The sequence below is a fragment of the Amycolatopsis minnesotensis genome (assembly GCF_039529815.1).
GTDB classification, from domain to species: Bacteria; Actinomycetota; Actinomycetes; order Mycobacteriales; family Pseudonocardiaceae; genus Amycolatopsis; species Amycolatopsis minnesotensis.
In genome coordinates this window covers 40,434-55,389 of record NZ_BAAANN010000026.1, presented here as the reverse complement: position 1 = coordinate 55,389, position 14,956 = coordinate 40,434, and the positions used below count along the sequence as shown (strand labels likewise).

11 protein-coding genes are annotated in these 14,956 nt (G+C 70.2%); 5 read left to right on the top strand and 6 right to left on the bottom strand.

The window, feature by feature from the left end; genetic code table 11:
* The first annotated feature begins 74 nt into the window (after positions 1-74).
* A complete protein-coding gene (locus ABD256_RS28845; RefSeq protein WP_344425965.1) occupies positions 75-1,016 on the top strand; it encodes a sugar-binding transcriptional regulator in 942 nt (313 codons plus the stop codon).
* Positions 1,017-1,527: 511 nt separating this feature from the next.
* On the opposite strand, the gene ABD256_RS28840 is transcribed toward ABD256_RS28845, so the two are convergent.
* On the bottom strand, positions 1,528-2,811 hold the full coding sequence (locus ABD256_RS28840; protein ID WP_344425758.1) for a cytochrome P450: 1,284 nt from the start codon (positions 2,809-2,811) through the stop codon (positions 1,528-1,530).
* A gap of 53 nt (positions 2,812-2,864) precedes the next feature.
* A complete protein-coding gene (locus ABD256_RS28835; protein ID WP_344425755.1) occupies positions 2,865-5,375 on the bottom strand; it encodes a DEAD/DEAH box helicase in 2,511 nt (836 codons plus the stop codon).
* Positions 5,376-5,528: 153 nt separating this feature from the next.
* Here ABD256_RS28835 and ABD256_RS28830 point away from each other — a divergent pair, with 153 nt between their 5' ends.
* Complete coding sequence (locus tag ABD256_RS28830) at positions 5,529-6,797, top strand: primosomal protein (protein ID WP_344425753.1); 1,269 nt, start codon at positions 5,529-5,531, stop codon at positions 6,795-6,797.
* A 275-nt stretch (positions 6,798-7,072) separates the two neighbouring features.
* Positions 7,073-7,240, top strand: a complete 168-nt coding sequence (locus ABD256_RS28825; RefSeq protein WP_344425750.1) for a MerR family transcriptional regulator — start codon at positions 7,073-7,075, stop codon at positions 7,238-7,240.
* 657 nt (positions 7,241-7,897) lie between these two features.
* Here the strand turns inward: ABD256_RS28825 and ABD256_RS28820 are convergent.
* Together ABD256_RS28820 and ABD256_RS28815 are read right to left on the bottom strand one after the other, a co-directional pair.
* Positions 7,898-9,103 (bottom strand): MFS transporter, encoded by a 1,206-nt coding sequence (locus ABD256_RS28820; RefSeq protein ID WP_425546538.1) that lies wholly within the window; start codon positions 9,101-9,103, stop codon positions 7,898-7,900.
* A 134-nt stretch (positions 9,104-9,237) separates the two neighbouring features.
* Positions 9,238-10,347: an adenosine deaminase gene (locus tag ABD256_RS28815; RefSeq protein WP_344425744.1), complete on the bottom strand. Its 1,110-nt coding sequence runs from the start codon at positions 10,345-10,347 to the stop codon at positions 9,238-9,240.
* Positions 10,348-10,567: 220 nt separating this feature from the next.
* Here ABD256_RS28815 and ABD256_RS28810 point away from each other — a divergent pair, with 220 nt between their 5' ends.
* Positions 10,568-11,656: a PA containing protein gene (locus tag ABD256_RS28810; protein WP_344425741.1), complete on the top strand. Its 1,089-nt coding sequence runs from the start codon at positions 10,568-10,570 to the stop codon at positions 11,654-11,656.
* A 294-nt stretch (positions 11,657-11,950) separates the two neighbouring features.
* Here the strand turns inward: ABD256_RS28810 and ABD256_RS28805 are convergent, their stop codons facing one another.
* Positions 11,951-13,348, bottom strand: coding sequence for a hypothetical protein (locus tag ABD256_RS28805; RefSeq protein ID WP_344425738.1), 1,398 nt, complete (start codon positions 13,346-13,348; stop codon positions 11,951-11,953).
* Between the two features lie 42 nt (positions 13,349-13,390).
* Positions 13,391-13,927: a DUF6817 domain-containing protein gene (locus ABD256_RS28800; protein WP_344425735.1), complete on the bottom strand. Its 537-nt coding sequence runs from the start codon at positions 13,925-13,927 to the stop codon at positions 13,391-13,393.
* Between the two features lie 143 nt (positions 13,928-14,070).
* On the opposite strand from ABD256_RS28800, the gene ABD256_RS28795 reads away from it, so the two are divergent.
* Positions 14,071-14,949, top strand: a complete 879-nt coding sequence (locus tag ABD256_RS28795; protein ID WP_344425732.1) for a LysR family transcriptional regulator — start codon at positions 14,071-14,073, stop codon at positions 14,947-14,949.
* The last annotated feature ends 7 nt before the right edge of the window (positions 14,950-14,956 follow it).

Genomic DNA, 14,956 nt, shown 5'->3' with positions numbered 1-14,956 from the left:
AACCTTTCGAGCGGATTTCGAGCTATAGTGCTCAAGTGAGCACTCGATCGCGTCCACTCAGCCTCGCGGACACTATGACCGCGGTTTCGGTGGCACACCGCTTCTATTTGCTCGGCCAGTCCAAGTTGGAGATCGCCGAGGAGTTCGGCATCTCGCGGTTCAAGGTGGCCAGGATCCTCGACACCGCGAGGGAGAGCGGTCTGGTGCGCATCGAGTTCGACGTGCCGGGCCCGATCGACCTCACGCTATCGGAGCAGGTCCGCTCCGCCTACCGCCTGGAGCGGGCGTTCGTGCTCGAACGCGCGTTCAGCGAAGGCGAGCGCCCGGAGGTCAGAAGGCACATCGGAGCGCTCGCGGCCAGGCTGCTCTCGGAGGTCGTGACCAAGGACGACGTGCTCGGGCTGTCCTGGGCGCGCTCGGTGAACGTGATGACCGAAGCGATCCACCGGCTGCCGCGCTGCCCGATCGTGCAGCTCTGCGGCGTGCAGGCCGGGATGGACATGCACGACCGCTCGGTCGAGACGGTCCGCCGGGTCGCCGCGGTGTCCGGCGGCGACGCCTACCCGATCTTCGGCCCGCTCGTGCTGCCCGACCGCCGGACCACCGAGATCCTGCGGCGCCAGCCGGGTATCGCGGAGACGTTCAGCCAGTTCCCGCACCTGACCAAGGCCGTGGTGAGCATCGGCGCCTGGCTGCCTGGCGAGTCCACTGTGTACGACGCGCTCGAACCGGCCGAACGCGAAGCCATCCGCAAACGCGGCGCGGTGGGCGAGGTCGCGGCCCGCCTGTTCGACGCCGACGGCAACGCGATGAACACCGGGCTGGCGCACCACGTGCTCGCGATCGACGCCGACGACCTGATCCGCGTGCCCGAGGTGATCGCGCTCGGCTACACCGCCCCCAAGGCCGAAGGCATCGACGCGGTGCTGCGCTCGGGCATGGTGTCGACCCTGATCACCGACGCCGCGGCCGCCGAACCCCTGCTGAAACTGGCCGAGGCCCGGCCGCTGGCCTGACGCCCATTGCTTGGCGGGGGCTTTCGTTTGGCGGGGACTTTCGCTTGGCGGCGGCTTTTGCTTGGCGGGCACTTTGGCCCGACGGGCCCGGATTTTGCTGGCCGGGCGCGCCCCTTTGCTTGTGAGGGGCGAGTTCGCGGCGCTGGATGCCCTGAAGGCGCCCTTCAGGGCATACCCACCTGACCGCACACTCCGGCGAAGGGCGAGTTCGCGGCGTCAGATTCCCCGAAGGCGCCCTTCAGAGACTTCGGAGCGCGCGACGGACCGGGCTCGCCGCGCAGTCAAGCGAGCCAGCCTCGCCGAGTGCAGTAAGCGGGCTAAACGCACTCGGCCAACCGCTCATCGGGTCGCCGATCAGCGGGACCATCGCAGCCGACCGGGGTCGAAGGAGAATGCCATCATGACGGCCATCAGGAACCTCCACGCCCACCCACCCGCCGAGCGAAGGACGAGTCCGCGGCGTCAGATTCCCCGAAGGCGCCCTTCAGGGACGCGAAGAACCGCGGGAAAATCAGGAAAGCGTCACCGGGAGCTTGTCCACGCCGTACACAATGGACAGTTCCCGATATGGCAGCTCCGACGGATCCACGGCGAGCCGGAGGTTCGGGAAACGCCGTACCAGTGCGGGATAGGCGGCGCGCAGTTCCATCCGGCCCAGTTCGGCGCCGACGCACCGGTGCGCGCCCCAGCCGAAGGCGAGGTGCGCCGGTCCCGAGCGGTGCGGGTCGAACTCCTCGGTCTGGGTGCCGAACGCGGTGTCGCGGTTGGCACCGGAGAGCGACACGATCACGATGTCGCCTTCGCCGATCTGGTTACCGGCGATCTCGATGTCCTGCTTCGCGAACCGCGGGAACGCCACCTGCACCACGGTGAGGTACCGCAGCAGCTCGTCGACGAAGGTGGTGACCGCCTTGTCGCCGGAATCGCTGTCGCGGATCAGCTCGAAGTACTCGGGGTTCCTCAGCAGCACGATCGCGCCGAGCGCCAGCATGCTCGCGGTGGTTTCGAGGCCGCCGGTGAGCAGGCCGTCCGCGAGCCCGGCCAGCTCGTCGTCGGAGATCTCGTCCCCGTGCTCCTTCACCAGCATGCCGAGCAGCCCGTCTCCCGGGTTCTCGCGCTGCTTCTTCACCACGTCCTTGAGGTAGGACAACGATTCCGAGATCGCGCCGAGCGACGCGCCGGCGCCGCCGAACAGGTCGAACCGCGCGGTGCTCAGCCGCTGGAACTCGGCCCTGTCCTCGTACGGCACGCCGAGTAGCTGGCAGATCGTCAGCGACGGGATGGGCAGCGCGAACTGCGACATCAGGTCGACCGGGCCTTCGGTCGCGGCCATCGCGTCGAGCTGTTCGGTGATGATGTCGTCGATCTGCGGGGTGAGCCTGGACAGCCGCCGCACGGTGAACTCGGGCGTGAGGAGCTTGCGCAGCCGGGTGTGCACCGGCGGGTCGGCGAACCCGAGCCCGCCGGGGTTCTGCTCCGCGGTGACCCCCGCGTTGCCGACCAGGTTCGTGAAGTCGTTGCTGAACTCGTTCGTCGCGCTCAGCACCGACTTGGCCTCTTCGTACCCGGTGATCACCCAGGCCGTCATGCCGAACGGCAGCTTGATCCGCTGCACCGGTTCGCTTTCCCGCAGCTCGGCCAGCTCGCTGACCGGATCGAGACCGGTCCGCTTCAGCGGCATCAGCACCTCGTCGGGCAGGAACGACATGTTCGCCAGGTCGAAGCCGTCCTTCTGCTTCCGGGCGAGGTACTTGCGGCCGAGCCATGCCGTGACGCGGGAGCGGAGAGAGCCCATAGCCGAAGGCTACCGGAGAGTCGTAAGTGACCTCGATCGCAGGTCAGGGCTGGTCAGAGTTGGTCGACGGCGGTAACGCGCACCACAGCGACGCCCGCTTCGTCCGAGGCGGCGAGATCGACCTCGGCGCTGATCCCCCAGTCGTGGTCGCCCGCCGGGTCGTCGAAGATCTGCCGCACGCGCCAGGCGCCCTGCTCCTTCTCGATCATGAACAGCGCCGGGCCGCGCGCGTCGGGGCCGGTGCCGAGCGACGAGTGCTCGTCGAAGTAGTCCTCCATGGCGTCCTCCCACGCGACGGCGTCCCATCCCGACGACGCGTCCAGCTCGCCGAGTTCGTGGTACGCCCGGCGCGCGGCCAGTTCCACCCGGCGGAAGAGCTGGTTGCGCACCAGCACCCGGAACGCGCGCTCGTTGCGCGTGACCGGCGGCGGCCCCTCGGGCAGGGCGGGTGCCGCGTGGGCTGTGTCGGAATCGCCGGGATGGCGCAGCGCCTCCCATTCGTCGAGCAGGCTGGAGTCGACCTGCCGCACCAGCTCGCCGAGCCACTCGATGAGGTCCTGCAGCGGTTCGGTCTTCGCCTCGTCCGGCACGGTGTGGCGCAGGGTGTCGTAGCAGTCCGCGAGGTAGCGCAGCACGAGCCCTTCCGAGCGCGCGAGCTGGTAGTAGCCCACGTATTCGACGAAGTTCATCGCGCGCTCGTACATATCGCGCACCACCGACTTCGGCGACAGCCGGTAGTCGTCGACCCACGGGTGCCCCTGCCGGTAGGACGCGTACGCGACGCCGAGCAGTTCCTCCAGCGGCTTCGGGTGCTCGACGTTTTCGAGCAGCTCCATCCGCTCCTCGTACTCGATCCCGTCGGCCTTCATCGCCTGCACCGCCTCGCCGCGCGCCTTGAACTTCTGCTGCGACAGCACCGGACGCGGATCATCCACAATGGATTCCACAATGGACACGACATCGAGCGCGTAGGACGGCGACTCGAAGTCGAGCAGTTCCATCGCGGCGAGCGCGAGCGGGGAAAGCGGCTGGTTCAGGGCGAAGTCGAACTGCAGGTCGACGGTGAGCCGCACGATCCGGCCCTGCTCGTCGGGCTCGTCGAGCCGCTCCACCACCCCGGCGGCGAGCAGCGCGCGGTAGATCGCGATCGCGCGAAGAATGTGCTTGCGCTGCGCGGGCCGGTCCTCGTGGTTGTCCTCCAGCAGGTGCCGCATGTGCTCGAAAGCGTTGCCAGGCCGCGAAACCACGTTCAGCAGCATCGAGTGGCTCACCCGGAAGCTCGACGTGAGCGGCTCCGGTTCGGCGGCGACGAGCCGGTCGAACGTGCTGTCCGTCCAGTTGACGAACCCTTCCGGCGCCTTCTTCCGCGTGATCTTGCGCTTCTTCTTCGGGTCGTCGCCCGCTTTTTCCAGCGCCTTCGCGTTTTCGATCACGTGATCAGGGGCCTCGACCACCACGTAGCCGTCGGTGTCGAAGCCCGCGCGACCGGCGCGACCGGCGATCTGGTGGAACTCGCGCGCCTTGAGGTGCCGCTGGCGCACGCCGTCGTACTTGGTCAGCGCGGAGAACACCACCGTGCGGATCGGCACGTTGATCCCGACGCCGAGCGTGTCGGTCCCGCAGATCACCTTCAGCAGCCCTGCCTGCGCGAGCTGCTCGACGAGGCGGCGGTACTTCGGCAGCATCCCGGCGTGGTGCACGCCGATCCCGTGCCGCACCAGCCTGGACAGCGTCTTGCCGAACCCCGCGGAGAAGCGGAAGTCGCCGATCATCTCGGCGATCGCGTCCTTTTCGGCGCGGCTGGTCACGTTGATGCTCATCAGCGCCTGCGCGCGTTCGACCGCGGCCGCCTGCGCGAAGTGCACCACGTACACCGGCGCCTGGCCGCCGTTCAACAACTCCGACATGGTTTCGTGCAACGGGGTGAGCGCGTACCGGTAGGTCAGCGGAACCGGGCGCTGCGCCGAGGTGACCACCGACGTCGGGCGCCCGGTGCGGCGCGCGAGGTCCTTCTCGAAGAACGAGACGTCGCCCAGCGTCGCCGACATCAGCACGAACTGGGCCTGCGGCAGCTCCAGCAGCGGCACCTGCCATGCCCAGCCGCGATCCGGCTCCGAATAGAAGTGGAACTCGTCGGCGACGACCTGGCCGAGATCGGCCGAGCCGCCGAAGCGCAACGCGATGTTCGCCAGGATTTCCGCGGTGCAGCAGATGATCGGGGCGTCCGCGTTGACGCTGGAGTCGCCGGTCATCATGCCGACGTTCTCCGCGCCGAAGATCTCGATGAGCTGGAAGAACTTCTCCGAGACCAGCGCCTTGATCGGCGCCGTGTAGTAGCTGCGCCTGCCGTGCGCGAGCGCGGTGAAGTGCGCCCCGACCGCGACGAGGCTCTTGCCGGAGCCGGTCGGCGTGGACAGGATGACGTTCGCCCCGGAGACCACCTCGATCAGCGCCTCCTCCTGCGCCGGGTACAGCTCAAGGCCGCGTCCGGCGGCCCAGGTGGCGAAGGCGTCGAACAGCGAATCGGGGTCGGGATCGGCTGGTACCGCGGCTGCGAGTGTCATCAGGGTGCCAATCGTGCCATTCGAACGTCGCGACTTACGCGGGGGCAATCGCGTGGCGCGAGCGAAACCCGTAGGCTGCGCGTACCGCGCACCGTCTCCGGGCACCCCACCGGCGGACCCGCGCGCACACAGGTGGTTATCCGGAGGGCAGGAATGGCACAGGACATCATCCCGATCGAACTCGGGCTGCCACAGGGCGATCTGGTGACCCTGTGGGCCCCGCGCTGGCGGGAGGACGGCGAGGAGTGGGAGGCATTCCTCGGCGACGAAGAGGACCTGTACGCCTTCCCCGACGCCGCGCACCTCGCCGCGTTCGTCCGCACGGCCGAGCAGCACGACCTGGTCGACCACCCGGCGTGGCACGTGGTGCCCGCGCTGAACGTGCCGGAGCTGATCCCCGACGACGACCACTCCTACGACCTGGTCGGCGTGCCCGAGCTGGTCGCCGAGGAGCCGGACTCGTGGACGATCGGCGAGCTGAGCGAGATCGTCGGCATCGTGCGTTCGCTCGCCGACGTGTGCGAGCTCGACGAGGTGCACGAGGTGCTCGACGCGACCGAGGGCTTCTCGCTGCTGGAGCAGGGCAGGCTGCCGTTCACCGGCCGCGAGGGCGAGCGGCTGTGGACCGATCTGTCCGAGGCGGTGTCCGAGAAGTGGGACACCGTGCTCGACGCGATCGACTCGCTGGTCACCGTGCCGGACGTCGACGCCGCGACGCTGGAGCAGACCGCGGAGGAGCTGGCCGCGTTCCACGAGGAGTCCGCCGAGGCCGAAGCGGGCGTGAACGCCGACAACGAGGACCTCGAAGCCGTCGACAGCGACGACGAGTCCGACGATGACGAAGACGAGGTCGAAGAGGGCCCCGTCGGCTTCTGGGCCGAGGTCGGCATCGACCCGATCAAGATCGTCTCCGCCGAGCGTTCCTACTTCACGCTGCGCTGCTTCCTCGACGACGAGCCGATCTTCCTCGGCACCGACGGCGAGATCGAGGTGTTCACCTCGGAGAAGGCGCTCGCGCGCCAGCTCGCCGACGGCAAGCAGTTCGCCGAGACCGATCTCGCCGAAGTGTCCACCTGGGACGAGGTGCTGACCAAGGCGACCGCGGGCGAGCTGGAGGTCGAGGTCGACGACGCGAACACCTACGTGCTCGCCGGGCTCGACACCGACATCGCCGACGGGGTCGACTCGATCGACGCCACCCAGCTCGAACTGGCCGTCGAACTGATCAGCGACGCCGCGGACTGGGCCGACGACGACACCGTCGCCGACGCACTGTCCACTTCGGAGAGTCTGGGCTGGCTGGTCTCGTTCGTGCTGCGGCCGGACCCGACCAGGCTCGCGCCGAGCGAGCCGTTCGACGCGGAGCAGTCCGCGTGGCGCAAGCTGGTCGAGTCCTTCGAAGCGCGCCTGAACGTCAACTGAGACTGGTCTGGACCAGTTGGTTCAGACCAGGCCGAGAAACAGGGCGAGAGTCCCGCTCGCGGACCTCGCCCTGTTTCGTCGCGTGCTCCACCGCGAGCCGGGCGAGCACCGGGTCGCCGTAGGGCGCGTCCGCGAACGGCCGTTGCGGTACTACGACCGCGTCGGCCTGCTCCGTTCGGCGCGGCTGGCCAACGGGTACCGGACTACGGCGAAGACGCGGTGCCCGTGGTCGCGCGCTGCTGGCGGCGGGGCTGCCGGCCCGGCTCATCCGCGGCATGCTGCCGTGCACCGGCGAAACCGGCGACGTCCGGCCGTGCCCCGGCATGCTCGACCTGATGCGCGCGCGGCTGGCCGAACTCGACCGCCGCGCTTCGGACCTGGACGCCGCGCGCACCGCCCCCGCCGACGCGATCACCGCCACGTCCCCGGATTTCACGCCCTGAAGGTGCCCTTCGGGGAATCTGACGCCGCGATCCCGCCCCTCACGGCGCGCGGGGTGGCGGCGCTGATGCCCTGAAGGACGCCTTGAGGGACATGGATGCCGTGAAGGTCACCTTCGGGGCACCAGCCGGAAACGACAAAGAGCCGCGATGCCCGCACATGCCCCCAAGGTCGCCTTCGGGGAATCCGACGCCACAATCTCGCCCCTCGTGGCGCGCGGCATGGCAACGCTCATGCCCTGAAGGCTCCATTCGCGGCGTCGGATTCCCTCAAGGGCGCCTTCAGGGCATGCGCCCCGGAGCAGAGCAGGCCCACGAGGCCACATCCGTGACATGCACGCCCCTGAAGCCCCCTGCCGGGTATGAGCGCGGACACGATAAGGAGTCGCGAGCGGCGAAATCCCCGCACATGCCCCGAAGGCGTCCTTCGCGGCATCAGATGCCCCGAAGGCGCCCTTCAGGGCATACGGCCCGGAGCAGAACAAGCCCGTGAAGGCTCTTTCGCGGCATGAACGCGAGAACGGGGCGCGAGCCCGGCACATGCCCCCAAGGGCACCTTCGCGGCATCAGATTCCCCCAAGGGCACCTTCAGGGCATGCTGGGCCGCCCGCCGCCCGCCGCCCCGCCCCCGATTTTCGAGCCAGGGCGGGGCGGCGGCGGTCACGACCCCGGGATGCGCGGGTGTTCCGCGCGGACCGGGGTGAGGCCGATCGCCAGCACGGGGAAGACGGCGGCGATGCAGAACGCCAGTGCGTACCGCGAGTCGCCGATCGCCAGGCCCAGCAGGGGCGGGGTCAGCGCGGCGGCCAGGTTCTGCGCGGTGTTCTGCGCGCCCATCGCGCGTCCCGCCCACGCGATGCCGGCCAGCTCCGCCGATGCGGTGAACCCGAGCCCGTTGTCCGCCACCGTGATCACCGCGGCGAGCACCAGCGCCAGCGCGGCGAGCCACGGCCAGGTGGCGTCGCCGAGTGCCACCAGCAGCATCACCGCGCCGCTGGCGAGCGCGAGCTGGCGCATCGGCCGCAGCCTGCTGCCCACCCGGTCCGACCAGTAGCCCGACGCCAGCCGTCCGAGCGCGCCGAGCGCCTGCACCCCGGCGAGGAACCAGCCCGCGGCGAGCGGGCTCCAATGGTGCGCTGTCACCAGGTACACCGGCGCGAACGCGGAGACCGCGAACTGCGGCACGACGAGCAGCGCGCTCGCGCCGTGCAGGCGCCACAGCACCGGCCCGCGGTAGGGCGACGCGGGTTTCGCGGCACCGTCGGCCTTCTTGGGCCGTGGCGGGTCCAGCACCAGCCACGCCGCCAGCAGCGCGACGACGATCGCCAGGCAGGCCGGCATCAGCATGGCGACCCGGAACCCGTAGTGCTCGGCCAGCGGGGGCAGGCCCAGTGCCGCGAGCCCGACCCCGAGCGGCTGCGCGGTCTGGCGGATGCCCATCGCGACGCCCCGTTCGGCCGCGCTGAACCAGCCCATCACCACGCGCCCGCTCGACACGTTGACCGACGCCGTGCACGCGCCCGCGAGCAGGAACAGCACGAACAGCGTGGTGAGCGAATGGTCGCCGACGCTCGCGGTGAGCAGGAGCAGTCCCGAGGCGCCGAGGCCGAGCGCCATGATCAGCCGCTCGCCGAACCGGTCCGCGGCCGCGCCCCATGCGATGAGGGTGCACAGCAGGCCGATGCTCGGCGCGGAAACGACCGTGCCCGCCTCCGCGAGGGTGAGGCCCTCCGAAGCGCGCATCTGCGGCACCACGAACGGGATGCCGTAGAGGAACGTGCAACTCGCGGTCTGCGCCGCGAGCCCGAGGCCGAGGATCACCCAGCGTCGCTTGCCCACCGTGCGTTCCGTCGCGATCTGCACCATCAGTGATCCCATATATTGAGACAATGTTCTTACATGATGAACATTAGTTGCGATGGCTAACCATGCACAAGGGGCGCCTCCGGATTCGGAGGCGCCCCTTGGCAAGGCATCGCGGAAAACCCGCACGTCAGCGGTCAGAGCACGGCGGCATACCCCGGCTTGATGACATTGTTGATCACGTCGAGCCGCCGGTCGAAATCGAGGAATGCCGATTTCATCGCGTTGATCGTGAACCACTGGAAGTCGGCGAGACCGTAACCGAAGGCCGCATGGAGCGCGGCGAACTCGCTGGACATGGTGCAGCCGCTCATCAGCCGGTTGTCGGTGTTGACCGTCACCCGGAAGCGTAGCTGGTGGAGTAACCCTATCGGGTGAGTGCCGATCGACTGCGCGGCCCCCGTCTGCACGTTCGACGAGGGGCAGATCTCGAGGGGGATCCGCCGATCGCGGACGTAGGCGGCGAGGCGGCCGAGATGCGGCGTGCCGTCGTCACCGATCTTGATGTCGTCGATGATCCGGACGCCGTGGCCGAGCCGTTCCGCGCCGCAGTGCTGGATGGCCTCCCAGATCGAGGCCAGCCCGAACGCCTCGCCCGCGTGAATGGTGAAATGCGCGTTGCTCGTCCGCAGGAATTCGAACGCGTCCAGGTTCCTGGTCGGCGGAAAACCGTCTTCAGGGCCCGCGATATCGAATCCGACCACGCCGGCGTCGCGGTATCGAACGGCGAGATCGGCAATTTCGAGCGCCCGCGCGTGTTGACGCATCGCACACAGAAGAGTGCCCGTTCGGATGACTTTGCCGCGCGCCGCGGCCCGTCGCTCACCCTCCGCGAACCCGGCTTGGACGGCCTCGACGACCGTCTCCAGTGACAGTCCGCGTTCGACGAACAACTCCGGTGCGTAACGCACTTCGGCGTACACCACGCCGTCGTCGGCGAGGTCCTCCGCGCACTCGGCGGCGACCCTGACCAGGGCCTCCTCGGTCTGCATCACGCCGCAGGTGTGCGCGAAGGTTTCGAGGTAGGACTCCAGCGAGCCGGAATCGGCCGCGTCGCGAAACCATCGCCCCAGCTCAGCGGTGTCGGTGGTGGGCAAGGCCTGGTACCCGGTCGCCTCCGCGAGCTCGATCACCGTGCCGGGCCGCAGCCCGCCGTCGAGGTGATCGTGCAGGAGGACCTTCGGCACGCGCCGGAACTTTTCGGGGTCGGGGGTCGCACCGGCGGGGCCGGATGTGTCAGAAGCCATAGGCCAACGGTACCCACGAGGTATCACCTACATGGTCCCGTGAACGGAAACTCTCACGCTCGACCTAACCCTCAGCTCTGTCGATCTTGTGCCGAATCGGCCAGAGGGTCGACCTTGTCTTTCCGACAGTTCACGGGGGCCATACGGAGAGCAATTCCTCAATCGATAAGCTGCGCTACACCACTCCGTCCCCAAATGCCCCGCCGACGAAGGACACGCAGTGACCACAGACAACCACATTGCCGCCCCGTCCTTCGACCGGATGCGCAACATGCTGGTGCGCGCGGCCGAAGTCCGAGAGAGCGAGCAGCAGCAGATCTTCGACGCGCTGGATGACATCTACGCGCGGCTCGCCCCGGTCGACTCGCTCGGCGCCGTGCGCAAGCGGCTGTCCGAACTGCCCGACCGCACCGAGGTCGGGGTGCTGGCCGAGCGGCTCGACGAGGCGATGACGCGGCTCGAAGCGCAGGACAACGCGCTGGCCGACGTGGCGCGCGCGGTGGACAGCATCGTCGACAAGCTCGCGAAGCCCTTCGCCCAGCTCGACGGCAGGCTCGACGGGATGGCGGCCAGGCTCGAGGGCGTCGGCGGCCGGATGGACGGGCTCGAGGACAAGCTGCAGAACATCCACCGCAGGCTCGACGAGCTCGGCGGCCACCTCGACAAGCAGGACGGCAAGCTCGACGCGCTGCCCGCCGCCGTGCACGGCCCGGTCCGCGAGAAGATCGACGCCGCCGAGGCCGCGCTGCGCGAGCGCGTCGACACCGGCGACGCCGATCTGCGCGCCAAGATCGACGACCTCGACGCCGCCACGAAGGAGCGCATCGGCGCCAACACCGAGGCGCTCAAGACCGCGCTGACCGAGACCGGCGAGATGATCGACGCGTCCGACCGGCTCGAGAACCTCAGTGGCCGCCTCGAACAGGTGACCTCGCGGCTCGACGAGCTCGCGGGCAGGCTCGACAAGGTCGAAGACGGTTTCACCGCGCAGCTCGGCGATCTCGACGGCACGCTCAAGAGCGGGCTGTCGAAGGTCGAGGGCACGCTGTCGAAGCAGCCCGACACCGACTCGGTGAACTCGCTGGTGCGCAAGAGCAACGAGGAGTCCGAGCGGCGCATCGGCGGCCAGCTCGACGAGGCGATGGCCACCTTCGCGGAGCTGATGCTCGGCGGCGGCCCCGCCGTCCAGCAGATCGCCCCGCCGCCGCCCGCGCCGCGCCAGCCGCGCCGCGCGCGCAACGGCCGGGCCCCGAAGAGCACCGACACGAAGACCAAGGCCGACTCGACCGACGACTCGACCGACTCCTGACCCTTTCCCGATCCGGGGCCCTTCCGCACCAGCGGCAGGGCCCCGTTTCGTTTGGACCCCCTCCGGCCTGCGTTTAGCGGGCTAAACGTCGCCAGCGCCCCAGCCCGGCGATCCGGCCCCACCTGCGTTTAGCGGGCTAAACGTCGTCGGCGGCCCTCCGGTACCCGGCCACCCGGCCGCCCCCACCTCGCCCGCCGCCGCGTGCGTTTAGCGGGCTAAACGTCGCCAGCGCCCCAGCCCGGCAATCCGACCCCACCTGCGTTTAGCGGGCTAAACGTCGTCCGGAGCCCGGGGTCAGGGGTAGTAGGTGGTGGCGATCGCGGCGGCGATCCGGTCGGCGGCGGTGAGGACTTCCGGTGGCGGGTGCTGCTGCGGCGACGCCACCGACAGCCGCACGCCCGCGGGCCGCTGGAGGTCCCGGTACGGCGAGAGGTCCACGAACCTGGTCGTGCCGGAGGTGCTCGCGAAACCGGGCAGCCCGCCCAACGTCACCGGCTGGTCCCCCTCGTCGTGGCTCGGGGCGTAGTCGGCGAGCTTGAGCTCGATGGTCATCGACGCGTCGCCGTAGGTGCCGACGCAGCTGCTGACGTTGTTCGCCACCCTCGCCTCGCCGCCGGTCGCCTGCCGGATACCGCTCGCCAGCATCGCGCACAGCACGTCGGCGTTCTTGGCACCGGCGGCCATGACGGCCTCGGCCCCGCGCGGCACGTCGGCCGGCGCGGCGGCGCGGCATCCGGGCAGCGGGTCCTGGACGACCCGGCAGGCCGCGGGCAACGCCTCGTCGGGCTGGTCCGGGGTGATCCCGAGCGAAGCGGGACGGGGCAGCTCCGGCGGCTTCGACATCAGCGCGCGCAGCGCCTTGGCCTGGGCCACGCCCACGTCGCACCGGGTCTGCGTCGAGAAGCTCACCTCGTACACCCCCGAACCCGGCCCCGCGACGGAGCCTTCCTCCCAGCGCAGCCCGCACGACGGCGGCAGATCCACTCCCGGTCGCGAGGTGTCCTCGTCCGAACGCGCGTTGACCTCGCCGAGGGACACCTCCCCCTGCTTCGGCGGCCCCGGCGGGGACGGGTCGGCCTTCGGCCGGACCAGCACCTGCAGGTTCGGGCCCTCGAGGCCGAACTGGTTCACGCACCCGTTCCGGGTGTTCCACCGCGGGGCGTCCGCCTTGATCCCCAGCGCGGCGGCGGGCAGCTCGCACAGGTCCCACCGGGTCAGCGGGTTCACCGGCGCGCGGCGGGTCACGGTGTCCAGCCCGCCGCGCAGCTTTCCGGCGGCGGCCACCACCGCGGGTTCCGCCGGGGCGCACGCACCCGGCGTCGTCAGCGTGACGGCCCTCGTGAACGACAACGGGAAAGCACTCTCGCAGCCGGGCTCCTCGGCCCGCTGGTAGGCGAGTAACCCGCCAACGGTCACCGCCTTGCCCGCCGTGCGCTGTGGGTGCTCGAACCAGCCGCCGACCGCGACGGCCACGTCACCGCCCGGCGTATGCACCACGCAGTAGTGCGGGGTCCTCGGTTCCGGCGTGCCCTCGGCGAAGGCGCACGGGTCGACCGCGGAAATGGCCCACGCCGCCTGCTGGTCCAGCGTCAGCGCGGGCGGGGCCGGCGGCGGCGCGGGAGCGGGCGCCCGATCACCACCGCAGCCCGCGACGACGAGAACCGAGGCCAGGACGAACAGGCGCGCACGCATGGCGGACATCCTGCCGGAAGCCGGGCCGCGCCGTGGTCGCCTTCACGAACCCGTCAACGCGCGGCAGTCGCGCCACGCGGCCTCGCTCAGCAGCGGGCGGAACGACGTCAGCAGCGCGCCGATCCGCTCGCCGTACTCCTCGGCGAACGCCGGGCTTTCGGCGACGAGGTCGAGTTCGTTCGCGGCGGTCAGTTCGGCGAAATCCCGCTGCTGCCGCGAACTCGGCGTGCAGGCGCGGCCGGTGAACCGGTCGGTGAACGCGGCGAGATCGCGATAGGACCGCGCGCGGTCGCAGCTCGCGTAGAAGTACACGAGCGACTCGGCCTCGGCGCCGATCACCTCGGCCAGCTCACCGCGCCGCTCGACGGGCAGGAGCGCCGTGGCGAACCCGTCGGTGCCGTAAGCGGCATGGCACAGCCCGGCGATCCGCAGCACCGGTGGCGCGCCCCACCGGCCGAGGCGGTCGTGGACGCGCTCGAGATGCGCCAGCAGTGTCCCGCCGGGATGCTCGATCCTCGCCGCACCCAGCCGGGCCAGCAGCTCCGCGGCCCCCTCGACGGCGTTCCGGTGCTGTGCCATACCGCCTCCCCCATCTCGCCGGGTCGGCACCGGCTCGGACGCGGAAGCCCGGTTGCCGCCCGCGTACCAATCGTCGTGCGCCCGCGATCCCCAAGTCAATTCTCGGGTTTCCTTGGGTATATCCGAGGTATAGCTTGGCGTCCGTGACCTTGGAGGATCTCCGCGTCTTCGCGGCCGTGTGCGCGACGGGCAGCCTCAGCGCGGTCGCCCGCGAGCAGTCGTGCAGCCAGTCGGCGGTGAGCCAGCACGTGAAACGACTGGAACGGGAACTGGGCCTGCCACTGGTCACCCGCGGGTCGCGGGGAGTCGTCCCGACCCACGCGGGCCGCGTCCTGTGGGAGGCGGCCACGACCGGGATCGCGGGGATCGACGCCGCGACGCGGCGCCTTCGCGAACTCGCCACGGGTGACACCGGCGAAGTCAGGATCACCACCGGCGCGACCTCGGTGCGGCACTTCATGGGCGCGGGCATCGTGGCGTTCCGGGAGCGCTTTCCCCGTGTGCGGCTGGAATTCCGGACGCGCACCTCCAGCCGGGACTGCCTCGCCGCGGTGCTGGCCGACGAGTCGGAACTCGCGCTCGTCACCTTCGGCGACCCGGTGCCCGGTATCGAGCGGCGCCCGCTGCTGACGCTGCCGTGGGCGCTGGCCGTCTCGGCCGAGGACCCCGTCGCCGCGCGCGCCACGATCGAGCCCGGCGAACTGGCGGACCTCGCCGACATCGGGCTGCCCGGCAACTCGACCGCGCGGGCGCAGCTCGACGCCGCCGTCGGCACGGCGAACCGGGCGAACACCAGTGTCGCCGACTGGGACACCGCGGTCCTGCTCGCCGAACTCGGCGCCGGGCGGATGGTGGTGCCCGTGATGCCCGCGTGGACCACCGCCCGCCATCCGGCGCTGCGCCTGGTCCCGATCCCCGCCTTGCCGCCGTTGTCCGCAGGCTGGGCCTGCCGGAGCTGGAAGGCGCTGAGCCCGATCGCGGTCGCTTTCGCGGACACGGTGGCCGCGGCACTCGACCGGTAGTCCTTTA

Coding starts and splice junctions, on each gene's coding strand:
- ABD256_RS28805 (WP_344425738.1), bottom strand. CDS start 13,348: ATGCGTGCGCGCCTGTTCGTCCTGGCCTCGGTTCTCGTCGTCGCGGGC.
- ABD256_RS28835 (WP_344425755.1), bottom strand. CDS start 5,375: ATGACACTCGCAGCCGCGGTACCAGCCGATCCCGACCCCGATTCGCTG.
- ABD256_RS28830 (WP_344425753.1), top strand. CDS start 5,529: ATGGCACAGGACATCATCCCGATCGAACTCGGGCTGCCACAGGGCGAT.
- ABD256_RS28815 (WP_344425744.1), bottom strand. CDS start 10,347: ATGGCTTCTGACACATCCGGCCCCGCCGGTGCGACCCCCGACCCCGAA.
- ABD256_RS28840 (WP_344425758.1), bottom strand. CDS start 2,811: ATGGGCTCTCTCCGCTCCCGCGTCACGGCATGGCTCGGCCGCAAGTAC.
- ABD256_RS28820 (WP_425546538.1), bottom strand. CDS start 9,103: ATGGTGCAGATCGCGACGGAACGCACGGTGGGCAAGCGACGCTGGGTG.
- ABD256_RS28845 (WP_344425965.1), top strand. CDS start 75: ATGACCGCGGTTTCGGTGGCACACCGCTTCTATTTGCTCGGCCAGTCC.
- ABD256_RS28800 (WP_344425735.1), bottom strand. CDS start 13,927: ATGGCACAGCACCGGAACGCCGTCGAGGGGGCCGCGGAGCTGCTGGCC.
- ABD256_RS28825 (WP_344425750.1), top strand. CDS start 7,073: ATGCTGCCGTGCACCGGCGAAACCGGCGACGTCCGGCCGTGCCCCGGC.